The following is a 15772-nucleotide window of genomic DNA, read 5'->3' as shown; positions in this document are numbered from 1 at the left end:
ATCTTTGCCGCTCTTTTTTACCTACCATATTACTCCATTTGTTTGATCGCTTTTTCATTATGTATTGCAACATATACAAGAAAATAATTGTACCCCCTTTAAATGAATCAAAAAAACATAGTTATTATAGAATAAACATTTGTATAAAAGTAATAAACTATCGATTCTGTTTTTCAGAGGAATTGCCTCAAATGTGATGTGATTCATAAAGAAGCTTTATTTTATAAGTTTTTTTGTTCGATTCTAGAAGAATAAGTCTTGAAAATCCATATTATGAAATAAATTTAGTGTATTTATGGCTATTTCTTCAAAAAATTATGGAGTACAAAATCGAAGCAAATATAAAGGAAACACGTTAGATACTTTTGTTGTAATTCCGTTCTTTTACTTTCTCTTTCGCACGATTTAACTTGTGTTCTATTTCTTGTATCAGGTATAATATGGCTAAGTAGCTTAGTACGGGTATGCTTAGCAAAATTGGTAAAAATTATAATTTGATTACATTTTCATATCATATCGAATAAGATATTTGATTTATATAATGAAAGAGAGGTGAAACCTGGTTTAAAAAATAAATAAGGACATGATATCGCATAACGGTAAGGACATTCGTCTTGGACGGTGAATATATGGTGGTTGTAGAGTTTCCCCTGGTGTCTCTGCAATTTTAGTGAAATCAGTGTTTGAAAGATTTTTAAACCAGGCAACAACATGAAGAGAAAAGAGAATGAGTCTGTTAAAGTATTTGCTCTTGGTGGAGTAGGTGAAATCGGGAAAAACATGTACTGTGTTGAAATTGATTCTGAAATCTTTATTGTAGATGCAGGATTAATGTTCCCAGGAGATGAAATGTTTGGAATTGATATCGTTATTCCTGATATTACATATTTAGTGGAAAATCAAGAGCGAGTAAAAGGTTTATTTATTACTCACGGACATGAAGATCATATTGGAGGTATTGTTTACGTACTTCGTAAATTATCTATTCCAGTGTATGCAACGAAATTAACGGTAGGACTTATACAAGAAAAACTTGGCGAAGCGGGTATGTTAGGCCGTGTAGACTTAAAAACGATCGATTCAAATTCAACAGTAGAGTTTAATACTACAACGGTGTCATTCTTTGGAACGACACATAGTATTCCAGATTCTGTTGGTGTTTGTTTCCATACATCAAAAGGTGCTATCGTATACACGGGAGACTTTAAATTCGATCAAACTCCAATTGGAAATAGTGGAGCAGACCTTGGGAAAATGGCACAAATCGGAAATGAAGGCGTACTGTGCTTATTATCTGATAGTACAAATGCTGAGCGTCCAGGCTATACAGGTTCTGAAAAAGAAGTTGGTGTAGAAATTTCTAAAGTGTTCTACGGCGCAGAAGGACGTATTATTGTTGCTTCATTTGCATCGAATGTACATCGCATTCAACAAGTATTTGATGCAGCTGCTGAAACAGGACGAAAAGTAGCGGTTGTAGGTCGTAGCATGGTGAAAGTGGTAGATATCGCAAGACGTCTTGGTTATTTAGATGTTCCAGAAGGTATGGTTATTTCACTACAAGAAGTAGACAATTTCCCAGAGAAAAAGGTAGCTATTTTAACGACAGGTAGCCAAGGTGAACCGATGGCAGCCCTTTCTAGAATGGCGAAGCAAGCTCATAAACAAATTTCAATTCGTAAAGGCGATACGGTTATTATTGCGGCTTCTCCAATTCCGGGTAATGAAATATCTGTATCGAAAATTATTGACTTGTTATTTAGAGCTGGAGCTGATGTTATTTATTACGGTGAAAGAAAAGTTCACGTTTCAGGTCACGGTAGCCAAGAAGAATTAAAATTAATGTTAAATTTAATGAAACCTAAGTATTTTGTACCCGTACATGGTGAGTTCCGTATGCAAAAAGCACATGCATATTTAGCTGAAGATGTAGGTATTGCAAGAGAGAATATCTTTATCGTAGAAAAAGGAGATGTAATTGCTTTTGGTGACGATGAAGCAAACTTAGTTGGCAAAGTACAAGCTGGTAATGTGTTAATTGATGGATTAGGTGTAGGTGACGTTGGTAATATCGTTCTTCGAGATAGAAAAATGTTATCTCAAGATGGAATATTAGTAGTTGTTGTAACACTTGGTAAAGATGAAAAGAAAATTATCTCTGGTCCAGAAATCATTTCACGTGGTTTTGTGTATGTTCGTGAATCAGAAGCGTTAATTGACCGCTCTACAGAGATTGTACGTATGATTGTTGAGCAATCGATTAAAGAGTATTCAATTGAATGGTCTATGTTAAAACAAAATATTCGTGAATTATTAGGGCAGTTCTTGTACGAAGAGACAAAGAGAAAACCTATGATTTTACCGATTATTATGGAAGTATAAAAAAGATCACCTTTACGGGTGATCTTTTTTTCTTTTTAAACTCTATCGAATGAAATTTATAACTTAAGAAATAATAGTTATATACGAGTGAAAGGGGATGCGATATGACAGAACGTGATCGTTATACAAATGAAGGGAAAGAGGCTGAGCCGAAAGAAACTGGGAAAGAAGCCTCGATAGTGGAAAAAATTCAACAGCTAGGGCAAACGAATGTACCACAAATGAATGAATCGAGTATTCATTGTTTAACAATCATTGGACAGGTGGAAGGTCATGTTCAGTTGCCGCCGCAAAATAAAACAACAAAATATGAGCATATTATTCCGCAAATTGTTGCGATAGAACAAAATCCGAAAATTGAAGGTTTGCTTTTAATATTAAACACGGTCGGAGGTGACGTTGAAGCAGGGTTAGCAATTTCTGAGATGGTAGCTTCGCTTTCAAAGCCAACGGTATCACTTGTTCTGGGCGGAGGGCATTCTATCGGTGTACCAATCGCCGTCTCTACGGATTATTCATTTATTGCGGAAACTGCGACGATGACAATTCATCCCATTCGTCTAACAGGTCTTGTTATAGGTGTGCCGCAAACATTTGAGTATTTAGATAAAATGCAAGAAAGAGTCATTCGATTTGTGACGAAGCATTCGAAAGTAACCGAAGATCGTTTTAAAGAACTTATGTTTGCGAAAGGGAATTTGACGCGAGATATTGGGACGAATGTTATTGGTGGCGATGCAGTGAAATATGGTCTTATAGATGATGTCGGTGGTATTGGGAATGCGATTCGAAAGCTGAATGAATTAATAGATGCTCGCATGGATAATAGTGCAGAAGGGGCAATGTTACAATGATTTTATACACAATTATGCCAGAGCAACTTGTATATCCAGCTGATTATTCGCAATGTGAAAGCCAAAAAGTTGTAAATATAAACGGTGTTGAATTAATGGTTGCTGAAGAAGAACATGGCTTTTATTCTATTGTACGTGTGTTAAGTACGGATCCGCTACACTACTTAGAGTTTGAGCCCGGTCAGAAAATAACCTTTTAGTAAAAAGAAGGATTTTGTTTAGAAGCTATGGTATAATATAAAAAACAAGACGGTTGAGCAGCCATGAGAGGGCTGCTTTCTTCTGTTTATTTAACAATTTACAAGAAGTGTAAAAATAGAAGATGTAAGACCTGAAAAAATAGAGAAAACAGACATATAAGTAGAGCTTTTTTAGGAAGCCCTACTTACATGTAGAACACGAGGTGAAGAAATGGCAAAACAAAAGCAAAGAGGGACGAAGGCAAAAGCAAGACGCACGATAAAGCCAACTTTGTATTATGAAATCGTCGGTTTAACTCTTTTTGCACTTTCAATCATTACGATTTTACAGCTAGGTGTTGTAGGGAAATCGTTTGTGTTATTTTTTCGCTTCTTCTTTGGTGAGTGGTACATAATTGGTGTGTTAGGTGTAATAGCTTTATCGGTTTCGTTTGTTATCAAACGTGGATGGCCGAACCTTTTAAATAAACGGTTAATTGGTTTTTATTTAATAGTATTGGCGATATTAATGTTTAGTCATATTACATTATTTAACCTTCTTACGAAAGATGGAGCGGTGCAAAATACTTCTGTTATTGTAAGTACGAAAGATAACTTCTTTCTTGAAATGAAAAAGGGGCCGGATAGCGTTCATTTAGGCGGTGGTATGTTTGGTGCGCTTATGTTCGCGACGTGTTACTTTTTATTTGACGAAGTAGGAGCTTATATCATTGGTATTATTTTAGTGATTCTCGGCATACTTTGTATAACAAATAAGCATATTGGAGAAGTACTTGCCCCTGTAGGAAGAATCCTTAGAAGTCAATTTGAAGTAATGCAAGGGGATTATAAAGATTGGAGATCCAAAAGGACGGCTGAACAAACAGAAAAGAAAAAAACAACGAGAAGCACAAGGAGCAAACGTGCTGCAGAACAAGAAGAGATTATTGAGCCGATGGAAGAAATCTCAATTGATCCTCCAATTATTTCGAATTTCACTGAGAATTATCCTGTAAATGAAGAAGAGAATAAACGAATTAGCGAAGAACAGGAAGCAGAGTTAATAACTTCACCGTCTATTGAAGAGGCTCCGCCTGTTGAAGAATCTAAGAAAAAGCGTGGAGAAAAGATTGTAGAATCTTTAGAGGCGGAAACAAGTGCCCCGCCAATGCAATTTTCAAATGTAGAAAATAAAGATTACAAGCTTCCTGCACTTGATATATTGAAATTTCCTAAGAATAAGCAAGTTACAAATGAAAATGCAGAAATTTATGAGAATGCTCGTAAATTAGAACGTACATTCCAAAGTTTTGGAGTGAAAGCGAAAGTAACAAAAGTACATAGAGGTCCTGCAGTTACAAAATATGAAGTGTATCCTGATATGGGAGTAAAGGTAAGCAAAATCGTTAGTTTAAGTGATGATTTAGCACTTGCTTTAGCTGCGAAAGACATTCGTATTGAAGCACCTATTCCCGGGAAATCAGCTGTAGGGATTGAAGTTCCGAACTCAGAAGTATCTATGGTAACGCTTAGAGAAGTTCTTGATTCTAAGGCTAATAATCATCCGGAAGAGAAGTTGTTAATTGGTCTTGGACGAGATATTACAGGTGAAGCTGTATTAGCCCGTTTAAATAAAATGCCCCATTTACTAGTAGCTGGTGCGACAGGTAGCGGGAAAAGTGTATGTATTAATGGTATTATTGTTAGTATTTTAATGCGTGCAAAACCACATGAAGTAAAATTAATGATGATTGATCCGAAAATGGTAGAGTTAAATGTATATAACGGTGTTCCGCATTTATTAACACCAGTTGTAACTGATCCGAAAAAAGCATCACAAGCTTTGAAAAAAGTCGTGAGTGAAATGGAACGACGTTATGAGTTATTTGCTCATAGTGGCACGCGTAACATTGAAGGATATAATGATCATATTAAAGAACATAATAGTCAATCAGAAGCGAAACAACCGGAATTACCTTATATTGTAGTAATAGTGGACGAGTTAGCCGATTTAATGATGGTTGCTTCATCAGATGTAGAGGATGCGATTATGCGTTTAGCACAAATGGCTCGTGCGGCTGGTATTCATTTAATTATTGCGACGCAGCGTCCATCGGTTGATGTTATTACGGGAGTTATTAAAGCGAATATTCCATCACGTATTGCATTCGCGGTATCTTCTCAAACGGACTCTCGTACAATTCTTGACGGTGGTGGTGCAGAGAAACTGCTAGGTCGTGGAGATATGCTGTTTATACCAATTGGTGCATCGAAGCCTGTACGTGTACAAGGTGCATTTTTATCCGATGATGAAGTTGAGAGAGTTGTAGAATATGTTATTGGTCAGCAAAAAGCGCAATATCAAGAAGATATGATTCCACAAGATGTTCCTGATACGAAGCAGGAAGTAGAAGATGAATTATATGATGAAGCAGTTCAGCTTGTAGTAGAAATGCAAACAGCATCTGTTTCTATGTTGCAACGTAGATTTAGAGTAGGTTATACGCGAGCTGCCCGTTTAATTGATGCAATGGAAATGAATGGTGTAGTAGGTCCGTATGAAGGTAGTAAACCACGAGAAGTGCTCATTAATGATGTACAAGAAAAAAGTTCATAAAAAAAGCCTAATTGTTTTTACAATTAGGCTTTTTTATATGCTAGTTTTGTTATATACTATATCCAGTGGTAAAGAAAGGGCTTACATCTAAAACGATTCTTTAGAATACGAATACTTTGATTATGTTTTTAATGAATGTTCGATATTTAATGTAGAAAAATGTTGAATTTTGTTGACACGTATGGGAGCAAGTGGTAAGATTACTTCGAAAAGAATCACTGCCTCATATAATCTTGGAGATAAGGTCCATAAGTTTCTACCCGGCAACCATGAATTGCTGGACTATGAGGGGAAAAGTGTGTAACAAAGGATGTAAGAGATCTTTGTGCCGAACTTTTTCTCGAAATGAGGAATGTTTATGGTGCAAAGTTTTTTTTATGCAGTAAAGAGTGAAAATTTCATCTTAAAAAATTATTAATATTTATTCGACAATTAAGCTTATTTTTAGTATTTAGCAATTTTATTATGTTGTAAGTTGAAAAAAGAGAAAAGAAGTCTTACATCAGAGGTCGAATAATTGAAATGCGGGGGAGTCTTATGTCAGTAAAATCCGATAGTCGTCACCTATATTTACGGGTGATTGATCACATCAAAGAAAAAATTAAAGATGGAGCTTACAAAGAAAGACAGAAGTTACCATCAGAGTTTGATTTAGCGAAAGAACTTGGTGTAAGTAGGGCGACTTTAAGGGAAGCGCTGCGTATTTTAGAAGAAGAAAATGTTGTCATTCGTAGACATGGTGTAGGAACATTTGTAAATGCAAAGCCGTTATTTTCTTCTGGGATTGAACAACTTTCTAGTATTACAGATATGATTTCTAGTGTGGGGAAAACACCAGGAACTATCTTTTTATCATCATCTACAACAAGTTTAACAGAAGAAGAAAAAGAGAAGTTTAATAGTGAAGACGGTTTTAATGCCGTAATGATTGAGCGTGTGCGTACAGCAGATGGGGAACCTGTTGTATATTGTATTGATAAACTTGCAAAAGAAATCTTGCCAGATTTATCGGGATACAACGAAGAATCATTGCTTACAGTGATACATAACAATACGCACAAACGTATCACATACGCAGTTGCTCACATTGAGCCAATTGGCTATCATCCGAAAATCTCACCGATTTTAGAATGTGAACCTGAAACGGCACTGCTAGTTTTAAAACAAATGCACTATGATCAAAATGATGAGCCAATCTTATATTCTATCAATTACTTTAGAGCTGACAAATTTAGCTTCCACGTATTAAGAAAACGTATGTAGGTAAGTTCCATTTTAGGGAGGTGACAACAAGAAGTTAGGGACAGCAGCGTAAGAATAAAGATATATATATAATTTCAGGAGGGGTTTCTAGTATGAAGAAAAAAACAGGTCTTTTATTATCATTAACATTAGCAGCGAGCGCGATTTTAGGTGCATGTGGTAACTCGGATAAGGCGAGTAGTGACAAGAAAGAAGATAAAGAATTTAAAGTTGGTATGGTAACAGATGTTGGGGGCGTTGATGATAAATCATTCAACCAATCTTCTTGGGAAGGTTTGAAAAAGTTTGGTAAAGATAATGGATTAAAGGAAAAGACAAATTATCGTTACCTACAGTCTGAAAAAGAAGCAGATTATATTCCAAACTTAAAGAAATTTTCAAAAGATAAGTATGATTTATCTTTCGGAATCGGTTATAAATTAGAAGGTGCAATTAAAGAAGTAGCAAAAGAAGCTCCAAAACAACAATTTGCAATTGTGGATACTGTTGTAGATGCACCGAACGTAACAAGCATTACATTTAAAGATCATGAAGGTTCATTCCTTGTAGGTGCGGTAGCGGCTATGTCAACAAAATCGAATAAAGTAGGATTTGTTGGTGGAATGAAGAGTGATTTAATTAGTAAATTTGAAAATGGATTTAAGGCTGGTGCAAAGGCAGTAAATCCAAACATTGAAATCGTATCTGAATATGCAGAAGCATTTGATAAACCTGAAAAAGGTACAGTTCTTGCTTCAGCAATGTACGGTCAAGGTGTAGATGTAATTTATCATGCTGCTGGTGGTACAGGTAACGGTGTGTTCACTGAAGCGAAAAATCGTAAGAAAAAAGGTGAAAATGTTTGGGTAATCGGTGTTGACCGTGACCAACATCAAGAAGGTATGCCTGAAAATGTAACATTAACTTCAATGATAAAACGCGTTGATGTAGCTGTAGAAAAAGTAGCTAAAGAAGCAAAAGACGGAAAGTTAAAAGGTGGAAAAATTGAAGCGTTTGGCTTAAAAGATGACGGTATTGGTATTTCAAAAACAACTGATAACGTGAAAAAAGTTAACCCTGAAATTTTAACAAAAGTAGAAGAATTTGAAAAGAAAATTACAGACGGTGAAATTAAAGTACCAGCTACAGATAAAGAGTATAAAGAATATGAAGCTTCTCTAAAAAAATAAATAGAGAAATAGCAAAGGTTAGTTCATAGAACTAACCTTTGTATGTATAAAACTTCCGAATTGCTTAATAAGTTAATAGTGTAATAGGGGAATATTCCCTGTTAAAAGGAGGAACACAATGGAATACGTAATTGAAATGAATAATATTACGAAAGTATTCCCAGGCATTGTAGCGAATGATGATATTACGCTGCAAGTAAAGCAGGGTGAGATACATGCTTTACTTGGAGAAAATGGTGCAGGGAAATCCACATTGATGAATGTACTATTTGGTTTGTACCAACCAGAACAAGGTGAAATTAAAATTAAAGGAAAGTCTGTAAACATTACCAATCCGAATGTGGCAAATGACCTTGGTATTGGAATGGTTCATCAGCACTTTATGCTTGTTCATAATTTTACAGTTACTGAGAATATTATTCTCGGAAATGAACCGAAGAAAAAAGGTAAAATTGCTGTTGAGGAAGCTGCTAAAGAAATTCAAAAACTGTCTGAACAATACGGCTTAGCTGTAGATCCATATGCGAAAATACAGGATATTTCAGTTGGTATGCAACAGCGTGTTGAGATTTTGAAAACTCTTTACCGTGGTGCAGAAATTTTAATATTTGATGAACCGACAGCTGTGTTAACACCACAAGAAATTCATGAGCTAATTCAAATTATGAAAAAGCTTGTGCAAGAAGGAAAATCTATTGTTCTTATTACACATAAGTTGAAAGAAATTATGGAAGTTTGCGATCGTTGTACGATTATTCGTAAAGGAAAAGGGATTGGAACGGTTGACGTTGCAAATACGGATGAAAATAAACTTGCAGAATTAATGGTCGGACGTCAAGTGAATTTTAAAACAGAAAAAATAGACGCGAAGCCAAAAGAAGAGGTACTTTCAATTGCAAACCTTGTTGTTCACGATGCACGTCAACTACCTGCTGTAAAAGGCCTTGACTTAACTGTTCGTGCGGGGGAAATTGTTGGGATTGCAGGGATTGACGGAAACGGACAAAGTGAATTAATAGAAGCGATTACTGGTTTACGAAAAGTTGAGTCAGGTTCTATTGCAATTAGAGGAAAAGAAATAACAAATTGGCCTGTTAGAAGAATAACAGAAGAGGGAATTGGTCATATTCCAGAAGATCGTCATAAACACGGACTCGTTCTTGATTTTTCTGTTAGAGATAATATAGTTCTGCAAACGTACTATAAAAATCCGTTTTCAAAGAAAGGGATTTTAAATTTCAGTAAAATTACAGAAAAAGCAAAGGCTCTTATTGAACAGTTTGATGTACGTACACCTAGTGAGCAAACGTTAGCACGCGCTCTATCTGGGGGGAATCAACAAAAAGCAATTATTGCACGTGAAGTAGACCGTGATCCAGATTTATTAATCGCGGCACAGCCAACACGTGGTTTAGATGTAGGCGCAATTGAATTTATTCATAAGAGATTAATAGAGCAAAGGGATAAAGGAAAAGGTGTATTACTTTTATCACTAGAGTTAGATGAAATCTTAAATGTTAGCGATCGAATTGCTGTTATTTATGAAGGGAAAATTGTAGCAATAGTTGATGCGAAAGAAACGAATGAACAACAGCTTGGATTGTTAATGGCTGGAGGAACAAAGAAGGAGCAGGTGGGTACAAATGGCTAAAAAACTTTTAACTGAACGAACGATAAATATTTTAGTCCCAGTACTATCCGTTATTTTCGGTTTACTTGTCGGAGCAATTGTAATGCTAGTTAGTGGCTATGACCCAATTGTTGGTTATAGTGCACTTTGGACAGGTATGTTCGGTAGCCCAAGTGCGATCGGTGAAACGCTTCGTACAATGATACCGCTTATTCTTGCCGGCTTATCAGTGGCGTTTGCATTTCGTACAGGTTTATTTAATATCGGGGTAGAGGGTCAATTACTAGTTGGTTGGCTTGCAGCAGTTTGGTTCGGTTATGCAGTTTCGCTACCAGCTGTTCTTCACATTCCGTTATCTATTTTATTTGCAGCATTGGTAGGTGGAATTTGGGGTTTCATTCCTGGATATTTAAAGGGGAAATTTCAAGTTAATGAAGTTATTGTAACAATTATGATGAACTATATTGCGTTATACGTAACATATGACATTATTAAGCGTTTCTTGCACGAGGGTAATGATAAAACGTACGACATCAAAGGGAGTGCGTCATTATCTTCAGACTGGCTCGCTACCATCACTGACGGTTCGCGCCTTCACTGGGGAATTGTTGTAGCAATTTTAATCGCTATTTTAATGTGGTTCTTATTAGATCGAACAACTGTAGGTTATGAATTAAAGTCGGTAGGATTTAATCAACATGCTTCCCAATATGCTGGCATGAAAGTTTCTCGTAATGTAGTATTCTCTATGACAATTGCAGGGGCATTTGCGGGGATTGGTGGAGCGATGGAAGGGTTAGGAACATTCCAAAGTATGACAGCAATGTCTTCGTTTACAGGAGTAGGATTTGACGGGATTGCCGTAGCCTTACTTGGGGGGAATAATCCGTTTGGTATTATCCTTTCAGCTTTATTATTTGGTGGTTTGAAAAGTGCTTCCCCTCAAATGAACTTTGAGGCAGATGTACCATCAGAGCTTATTAATGTGATTATTGCATGTATCATCTTCTTTGTTGCATGTAGTTATGTGTTAAGATGGGCGCTTACACGCATGAGCAAGGAGGGGAAATAAATGAGCTTTTTAGATATATTAGCCATTCTTGTGACGGGTACGTTATATACATCAGCACCTATAATTTTCACAGCATTAGGTGGTGTATTTAGTGAACGATCGGGTGTTGTAAATATCGGATTAGAAGGACTAATGCTATTTGGTGCATTTATTGGAGTAGTTACAAACTTATTAATGGGTGATACTTGGGGAACGATGACTCCATGGATTGCGTTATTATTTGCGGCAATTGGTAGTGGGTTATTTGCATTACTTCATGCGGTAGCCTCTATTACATTCCGAGCGGATCAAGTTGTAAGTGGTGTAGCAATTAACTTCTTATCTCTTGGTTTAACAGTATTTGCAATTAAGAAGATTTTTGATAAAGGACAGACTGACTTTATTCAGTATCGTATTGAAAAGATTGATATTCCAGGCCTTTCGGATATTCCGGTTTTAGGGAAAATATTTTTCTCGAACGTACCAATAACTTCGTATATTGCCATTATTTTAGCATTCGTTGTTTGGTATGTTATTTATAAAACGCCGTTCGGTCTTCGTCTGCGTGCTGTTGGTGAGCATCCAATGGCAGCTGATACGATGGGGATTAACGTATATAAAATGCGCTATATTGGTGTTTGTATATCAGGTGTGTTTGCTGGAATTGGTGGAGCAATTTTTGCAATGTCAATTTCTAATAACTTCTCAGGGGCAACTATTACTGGACAAGGTTTCTTAGCATTAGCTGCTATGATCTTTGGGAAGTGGAATCCACTAGGTGCATTAGGTGCAGCGTTATTCTTTGGTTTTGCACAATCGTTAAGTGTAACAGGTGGAACAATTCCTGTGTTAGATCAAATTCCGAGTGTTTTATTAACGATATTACCATATGTATTCACAATATTAGCACTTGTTGGTTTTGTAGGTCGTTCTGAAGCTCCGAAAGCGTTAGGAACGCCGTATGAAAAAGGAAAACGATAAGTATAAAAAAGCTCGCACATTAGTGCGGGCTTTTTTACATAGACTATATGTAATACGGAATTTTACGATGTTCCTTACATATGACAGTTTTTAGAAAGAGCCTCATGTAAGTATAGTGAGGAAGAAAAGTTGATTTTTTATTTCTAAAAACTGTATATTGAAGAGGAATATTCCTATATACGTAAAGGAGGGCTATAAATGAAACTAATGGAACAACAGTTACATGAGTTAGGTGGTTTGCGAGTACATATTATTCCGACTGATAAATATAAAACAAATACGTTTGTATTTCGTTTTAAAGCACCTTTAAATGAGGAGACGGTGACAGAGCGTGCCCTATTGCCATACGTATTGCAAAGTGCGACAGAAAAGCTTCCTTCTGTAATTCGTCTTCGTCAATATTTAGAAGAATTATACGGATCTTCTTTGGCAGTAGATGTAAGTAAAAAAGGAGAAGACCATATTATCTCTATTTATGTAGACATTGCAAATGAAGTATATTTACATGATGCACCACCGTTATTTGAAAAAGCACTTTCTATGTTATCGGATATCGTTTTACATCCAGCAACAGAGGGGGATGGTTTTCTACCTTCTATCGTAGAAAGTGAAAAGAGAGCGCTCTTGCAACGAATTGAAGCTACGTACGATGATAAAATGCGCTATGCAAACGAGCGTTTAATTGAAGAAATGTGCAAAGTAGAACCGTATCGTTTAAGTGCACATGGGAAAAAAGAGAGTGTTTCTTCTATTACAAATGAAAGTTTGTATCAATATTATCAAAAAGTGTTAGCAGAAGATGAAATGGATCTATACATTATTGGTGATATTTCAGAAAATGCAGTGGATCTTGTAAGTAAGTATTTTTCTATTTCAGCGCGTCCTGCGAGAGAAAGAAATGTACTTCTTCATAAGAGAAATAATGAAGAAAAAGAAGTTGTTGAAAAACAAGAATTAAAACAAAGTAAATTACACATCGGTTATCGTACGTTTATTACGTATAAAGACGAAGATTATTTTGCGCTGCAATTGTTCAATGGATTGTTTGGAGGATTTTCTCATTCAAAGTTATTCGTTAATGTTCGTGAAAAAAATAGTTTAGCGTACTATGCAGCGTCTCGCTTTGAAAGTCATAAAGGCTTATTGTTTGTCATGTCAGGAATCGAAGCGAAAAATTATGAAAAAGCTGTTGAGATTATTAAAGAACAAATGTTGGCGATGCAAAATGGTGATTTTTCTGAAGAAGAGATGCATCAAACGAAAAGTGTCATTCAAAATCAAATATTAGAAGCGATTGATACACCTCGCGGATTTGTGGAAATGCTGTATCATGGTATTATTTCAGACCGTACGCGTCCGGTTGAAGAATGGCTTTCAGGTATTGAAAGTGTGACGAAAGAAGAGATTGTGAAAGTTGCTAAAAATATTGAACTAGATACAATTTACTTTTTACATGGAACGGAGGGAGAATAAATGGAGAAAATTGTTTATGAGCAATTAAAAGAGACACTCTATTATGAAAAACTTCCTAATGGATTAGATGTATATATTTTACCGAAGCAAGGATTTAATAAAACATTTGCAACGTTTACGACAAAATATGGTTCTATGGATAATACATTCGTGCCACTAGGTAAAGAAGAAATGGTTCGTGTACCTGATGGAATTGCTCATTTTCTTGAGCATAAATTATTTGAAAAAGAAGATCACGATGCTTTCCAATTGTTTAGTAAACAAGGAGCATCAGCAAATGCTTTCACATCTTTCACAAGAACAGCTTACCTGTTTTCATGTACATCAAATGTAGAACAAAATTTAAATACATTGTTAAACTTCGTACAAGAGCCTTACTTCTCTGAAAAAACAGTTGAAAAAGAGAAGGGAATTATTGGGCAAGAAATTCAAATGTATCAAGATAATCCAGATTGGCGCTTATACTTTGGATTAATTGATAGCTTGTTTGTAAAGCACCCAATTAAAATTGATATTGCAGGGACAATCGAGTCTATTAGTAAAATTACGAAAGACTTATTATATGAATGTTATGAAACATTTTATCATCCGAGCAATATGTTATTGTTCGTTGTGGGGGCAATTGATCCAGAGAAAACAATGGATTTAGTACGTGAAAATCAAGCGAAAAAAGATTATAAAAACCAGCCAGAAATTGTACGTTCATTTGAGGAAGAACCAGATGAGGTAAATGAAAAGAAGAAAATTATTTCCATGCCTGTACAAACACCGAAATGTTTAGTTGGTATTAAAGCGACAAATTTAAAAGAAAAAGGGAAAGCCCTTTTAAAACAAGAAATTGCGCTTACGTTACTTTTAGATTATTTATTTGGGAAAAGCTCCGTTCATTACGAATCTTTATATAATGAAGGTCTTATTGATGATTCGTTCTCGTATGATTATACGGAAGAGAATAACTTCGGTTTTGCAATGGTTGGCGGCGATACGAAGCAACCTGATGAGCTGGAAGAGCGTTTGAAAAGCATTTTACTAAATACAAATTATGATCAATTAGATGAGGTGGCATTAGAACGAGTAAAGAAAAAGAAAATAGGTGGCTTTTTACGCTCGTTGAATTCGCCGGAATATATTGCAAATCAATTTACACGATATGCGTTTAATGAATCTAGTCTGTTTGAGGCATTGACTGTATTAGAAAGTTTAACTGTTCAAGATTTACAAGAAGTAGCCAAATTATTATTATCAGAAGAGAAAATGAGTGTTTGTCAAGTTTTACCGAAAAAATAAAAGGTTTCATAATAATACCCTCATCTTATCATTGATAAATTGTAAGATGAGGGTATTATTTATAGGAGAAAGATTTTGTTGAGATAAGAGAGGAATTGTATGAAAAAGTATGCATTAGTAACTGGAGGAAGCGGAGGGATTGGCTCTGCTATTTCAAAACAATTAATTCAAGATGGATATACAGTATATGTTCATTATAATAACGGTGAAGAGAAAGTGAACGAGTTGCAGAAAGAATGGGGTGAAGTGATTCCTGTTCAAGCGAATTTAGCTTCTACTGATGGGGCAGAGCAGTTGTGGGAACAAATTGAACATCCTCTTGATGTTATCGTATATGCAGCTGGGAAGAGTATCTTTGGACTCGTAACAGATGTAACGAACGATGAATTGAATTATATGGTAGAACTTCAAGTGAAGAGTATCTATAAATTAATATCAAGGGCGCTGCCATCTATGATTCAGCGGAGAAGTGGTAATATTGTACTTGTTTCTTCTATATGGGGCCAAATCGGCGCATCATGTGAAGTGCTTTACTCGATGGTGAAAGGTGCACAAAATTCATATGTGAAAGCTTTAGCGAAAGAAGTTTCATTAAGTGGATTAAGGGTTAACGCGGTGGCGCCAGGTGCAATTGAAACGGAAATGTTACAAGTATTTTCAGAAGAGGATAAGAATGAAATTGCTGAAGAGATCCCGTTAGGCAGGTTGGGACTACCAGAAGAGGTAGCGAAAACAGTGTCATTCCTCGTATCACCAGGAGCATCTTACATAACTGGACAAATTATCGGAGTAAATGGTGGTTGGCATTGCTAAAAATTTCTTACATAAAAAATGAAAAACTGTACAAATTAAGCATGATTCTATTACTAAGTAGTGAGGTGCTTAC

Annotated in this window: 12 protein-coding genes and 1 riboswitch; all 12 genes read left to right on the top strand. The window is 35.8% G+C overall.

Annotation, left to right across the window (positions count from 1 at the left end; translation table 11 throughout):
* Positions 1 to 711: 711 nt before the first annotated feature.
* The 12 genes from QCI41_RS09325 (at position 712) to ymfI (ending at position 15699) form a co-directional block, all read left to right on the top strand.
* On the top strand, positions 712 to 2382 hold the full coding sequence (locus tag QCI41_RS09325) for a ribonuclease J (protein WP_000823080.1): 1671 nt from the start codon (positions 712 to 714) through the stop codon (positions 2380 to 2382).
* Positions 2383 to 2486: 104 nt separating this feature from the next.
* A complete protein-coding gene (gene tepA / locus QCI41_RS09320) occupies positions 2487 to 3236 on the top strand; it encodes a translocation-enhancing protein TepA (RefSeq protein WP_353837572.1) in 750 nt (249 codons plus the stop codon).
* Positions 3233 to 3436: a YlzJ-like family protein gene (locus QCI41_RS09315; protein WP_353837573.1), complete on the top strand. Its 204-nt coding sequence runs from the start codon at positions 3233 to 3235 to the stop codon at positions 3434 to 3436. The genes tepA and QCI41_RS09315 overlap by 4 nt, the downstream gene beginning before the upstream one ends.
* 211 nt (positions 3437 to 3647) lie before the next feature.
* Entirely contained in the window at positions 3648 to 6032 is a 2385-nt protein-coding gene (locus QCI41_RS09310; RefSeq protein WP_001118773.1) for a DNA translocase FtsK, read from the top strand.
* A gap of 203 nt (positions 6033 to 6235) precedes the next feature.
* A riboswitch (purine riboswitch) is annotated at positions 6236 to 6337 on the top strand.
* 232 nt (positions 6338 to 6569) lie between these two features.
* On the top strand, positions 6570 to 7295 hold the full coding sequence (locus QCI41_RS09305; protein ID WP_000114176.1) for a GntR family transcriptional regulator: 726 nt from the start codon (positions 6570 to 6572) through the stop codon (positions 7293 to 7295).
* Between the two features lie 92 nt (positions 7296 to 7387).
* A complete protein-coding gene (locus QCI41_RS09300; RefSeq protein ID WP_098137098.1) occupies positions 7388 to 8464 on the top strand; it encodes a BMP family lipoprotein in 1077 nt (358 codons plus the stop codon).
* A 118-nt stretch (positions 8465 to 8582) separates the two neighbouring features.
* Positions 8583 to 10115 carry an ABC transporter ATP-binding protein gene (locus QCI41_RS09295; protein WP_000456926.1) on the top strand — a complete coding sequence of 511 codons (1533 nt, stop codon included), beginning with the start codon at positions 8583 to 8585 and terminating at the stop codon, positions 10113 to 10115.
* Positions 10108 to 11166 carry an ABC transporter permease gene (locus QCI41_RS09290; protein ID WP_353837574.1) on the top strand — a complete coding sequence of 353 codons (1059 nt, stop codon included), beginning with the start codon at positions 10108 to 10110 and terminating at the stop codon, positions 11164 to 11166. The genes QCI41_RS09295 and QCI41_RS09290 overlap by 8 nt, the downstream gene beginning before the upstream one ends.
* A complete protein-coding gene (locus QCI41_RS09285) occupies positions 11167 to 12126 on the top strand; it encodes an ABC transporter permease (protein WP_000008857.1) in 960 nt (319 codons plus the stop codon). It begins immediately after the preceding gene.
* A gap of 198 nt (positions 12127 to 12324) precedes the next feature.
* Positions 12325 to 13599: an EF-P 5-aminopentanol modification-associated protein YfmF gene (yfmF, locus tag QCI41_RS09280; protein WP_046956496.1), complete on the top strand. Its 1275-nt coding sequence runs from the start codon at positions 12325 to 12327 to the stop codon at positions 13597 to 13599.
* Positions 13600 to 14886, top strand: coding sequence for an EF-P 5-aminopentanol modification-associated protein YfmH (gene yfmH / locus QCI41_RS09275; protein WP_048545969.1), 1287 nt, complete (start codon positions 13600 to 13602; stop codon positions 14884 to 14886). It abuts the gene before it with no gap.
* 99 nt (positions 14887 to 14985) lie between these two features.
* Positions 14986 to 15699, top strand: coding sequence for an elongation factor P 5-aminopentanone reductase (ymfI, locus tag QCI41_RS09270; protein WP_353837575.1), 714 nt, complete (start codon positions 14986 to 14988; stop codon positions 15697 to 15699).
* Positions 15700 to 15772: the final 73 nt, after the last annotated feature.

This window comes from Bacillus cereus group sp. MG4, assembly GCF_040460055.1.
Taxonomy (GTDB): domain Bacteria; phylum Bacillota; class Bacilli; order Bacillales; family Bacillaceae_G; genus Bacillus_A; species Bacillus_A wiedmannii.
The sequence above is the reverse complement of the archived record's forward strand: the minus strand, read 5'-3'. Positions and strand labels throughout refer to the sequence as shown.

Excerpts from the sequence above, each read along its gene's own strand:
- QCI41_RS09325 (WP_000823080.1), top strand. The coding sequence starts at position 712 with ATGAAGAGAAAAGAGAATGAGTCTGTTAAAGTATTTGCTCTTGGTGGA.
- tepA (WP_353837572.1), top strand. The coding sequence starts at position 2,487 with ATGACAGAACGTGATCGTTATACAAATGAAGGGAAAGAGGCTGAGCCG.
- QCI41_RS09315 (WP_353837573.1), top strand. The coding sequence starts at position 3,233 with ATGATTTTATACACAATTATGCCAGAGCAACTTGTATATCCAGCTGAT.
- QCI41_RS09310 (WP_001118773.1), top strand. The coding sequence starts at position 3,648 with ATGGCAAAACAAAAGCAAAGAGGGACGAAGGCAAAAGCAAGACGCACG.
- QCI41_RS09305 (WP_000114176.1), top strand. The coding sequence starts at position 6,570 with ATGTCAGTAAAATCCGATAGTCGTCACCTATATTTACGGGTGATTGAT.
- QCI41_RS09300 (WP_098137098.1), top strand. The coding sequence starts at position 7,388 with ATGAAGAAAAAAACAGGTCTTTTATTATCATTAACATTAGCAGCGAGC.
- QCI41_RS09295 (WP_000456926.1), top strand. The coding sequence starts at position 8,583 with ATGGAATACGTAATTGAAATGAATAATATTACGAAAGTATTCCCAGGC.
- QCI41_RS09290 (WP_353837574.1), top strand. The coding sequence starts at position 10,108 with ATGGCTAAAAAACTTTTAACTGAACGAACGATAAATATTTTAGTCCCA.
- QCI41_RS09285 (WP_000008857.1), top strand. The coding sequence starts at position 11,167 with ATGAGCTTTTTAGATATATTAGCCATTCTTGTGACGGGTACGTTATAT.
- yfmF (WP_046956496.1), top strand. The coding sequence starts at position 12,325 with ATGAAACTAATGGAACAACAGTTACATGAGTTAGGTGGTTTGCGAGTA.
- yfmH (WP_048545969.1), top strand. The coding sequence starts at position 13,600 with ATGGAGAAAATTGTTTATGAGCAATTAAAAGAGACACTCTATTATGAA.
- ymfI (WP_353837575.1), top strand. The coding sequence starts at position 14,986 with ATGAAAAAGTATGCATTAGTAACTGGAGGAAGCGGAGGGATTGGCTCT.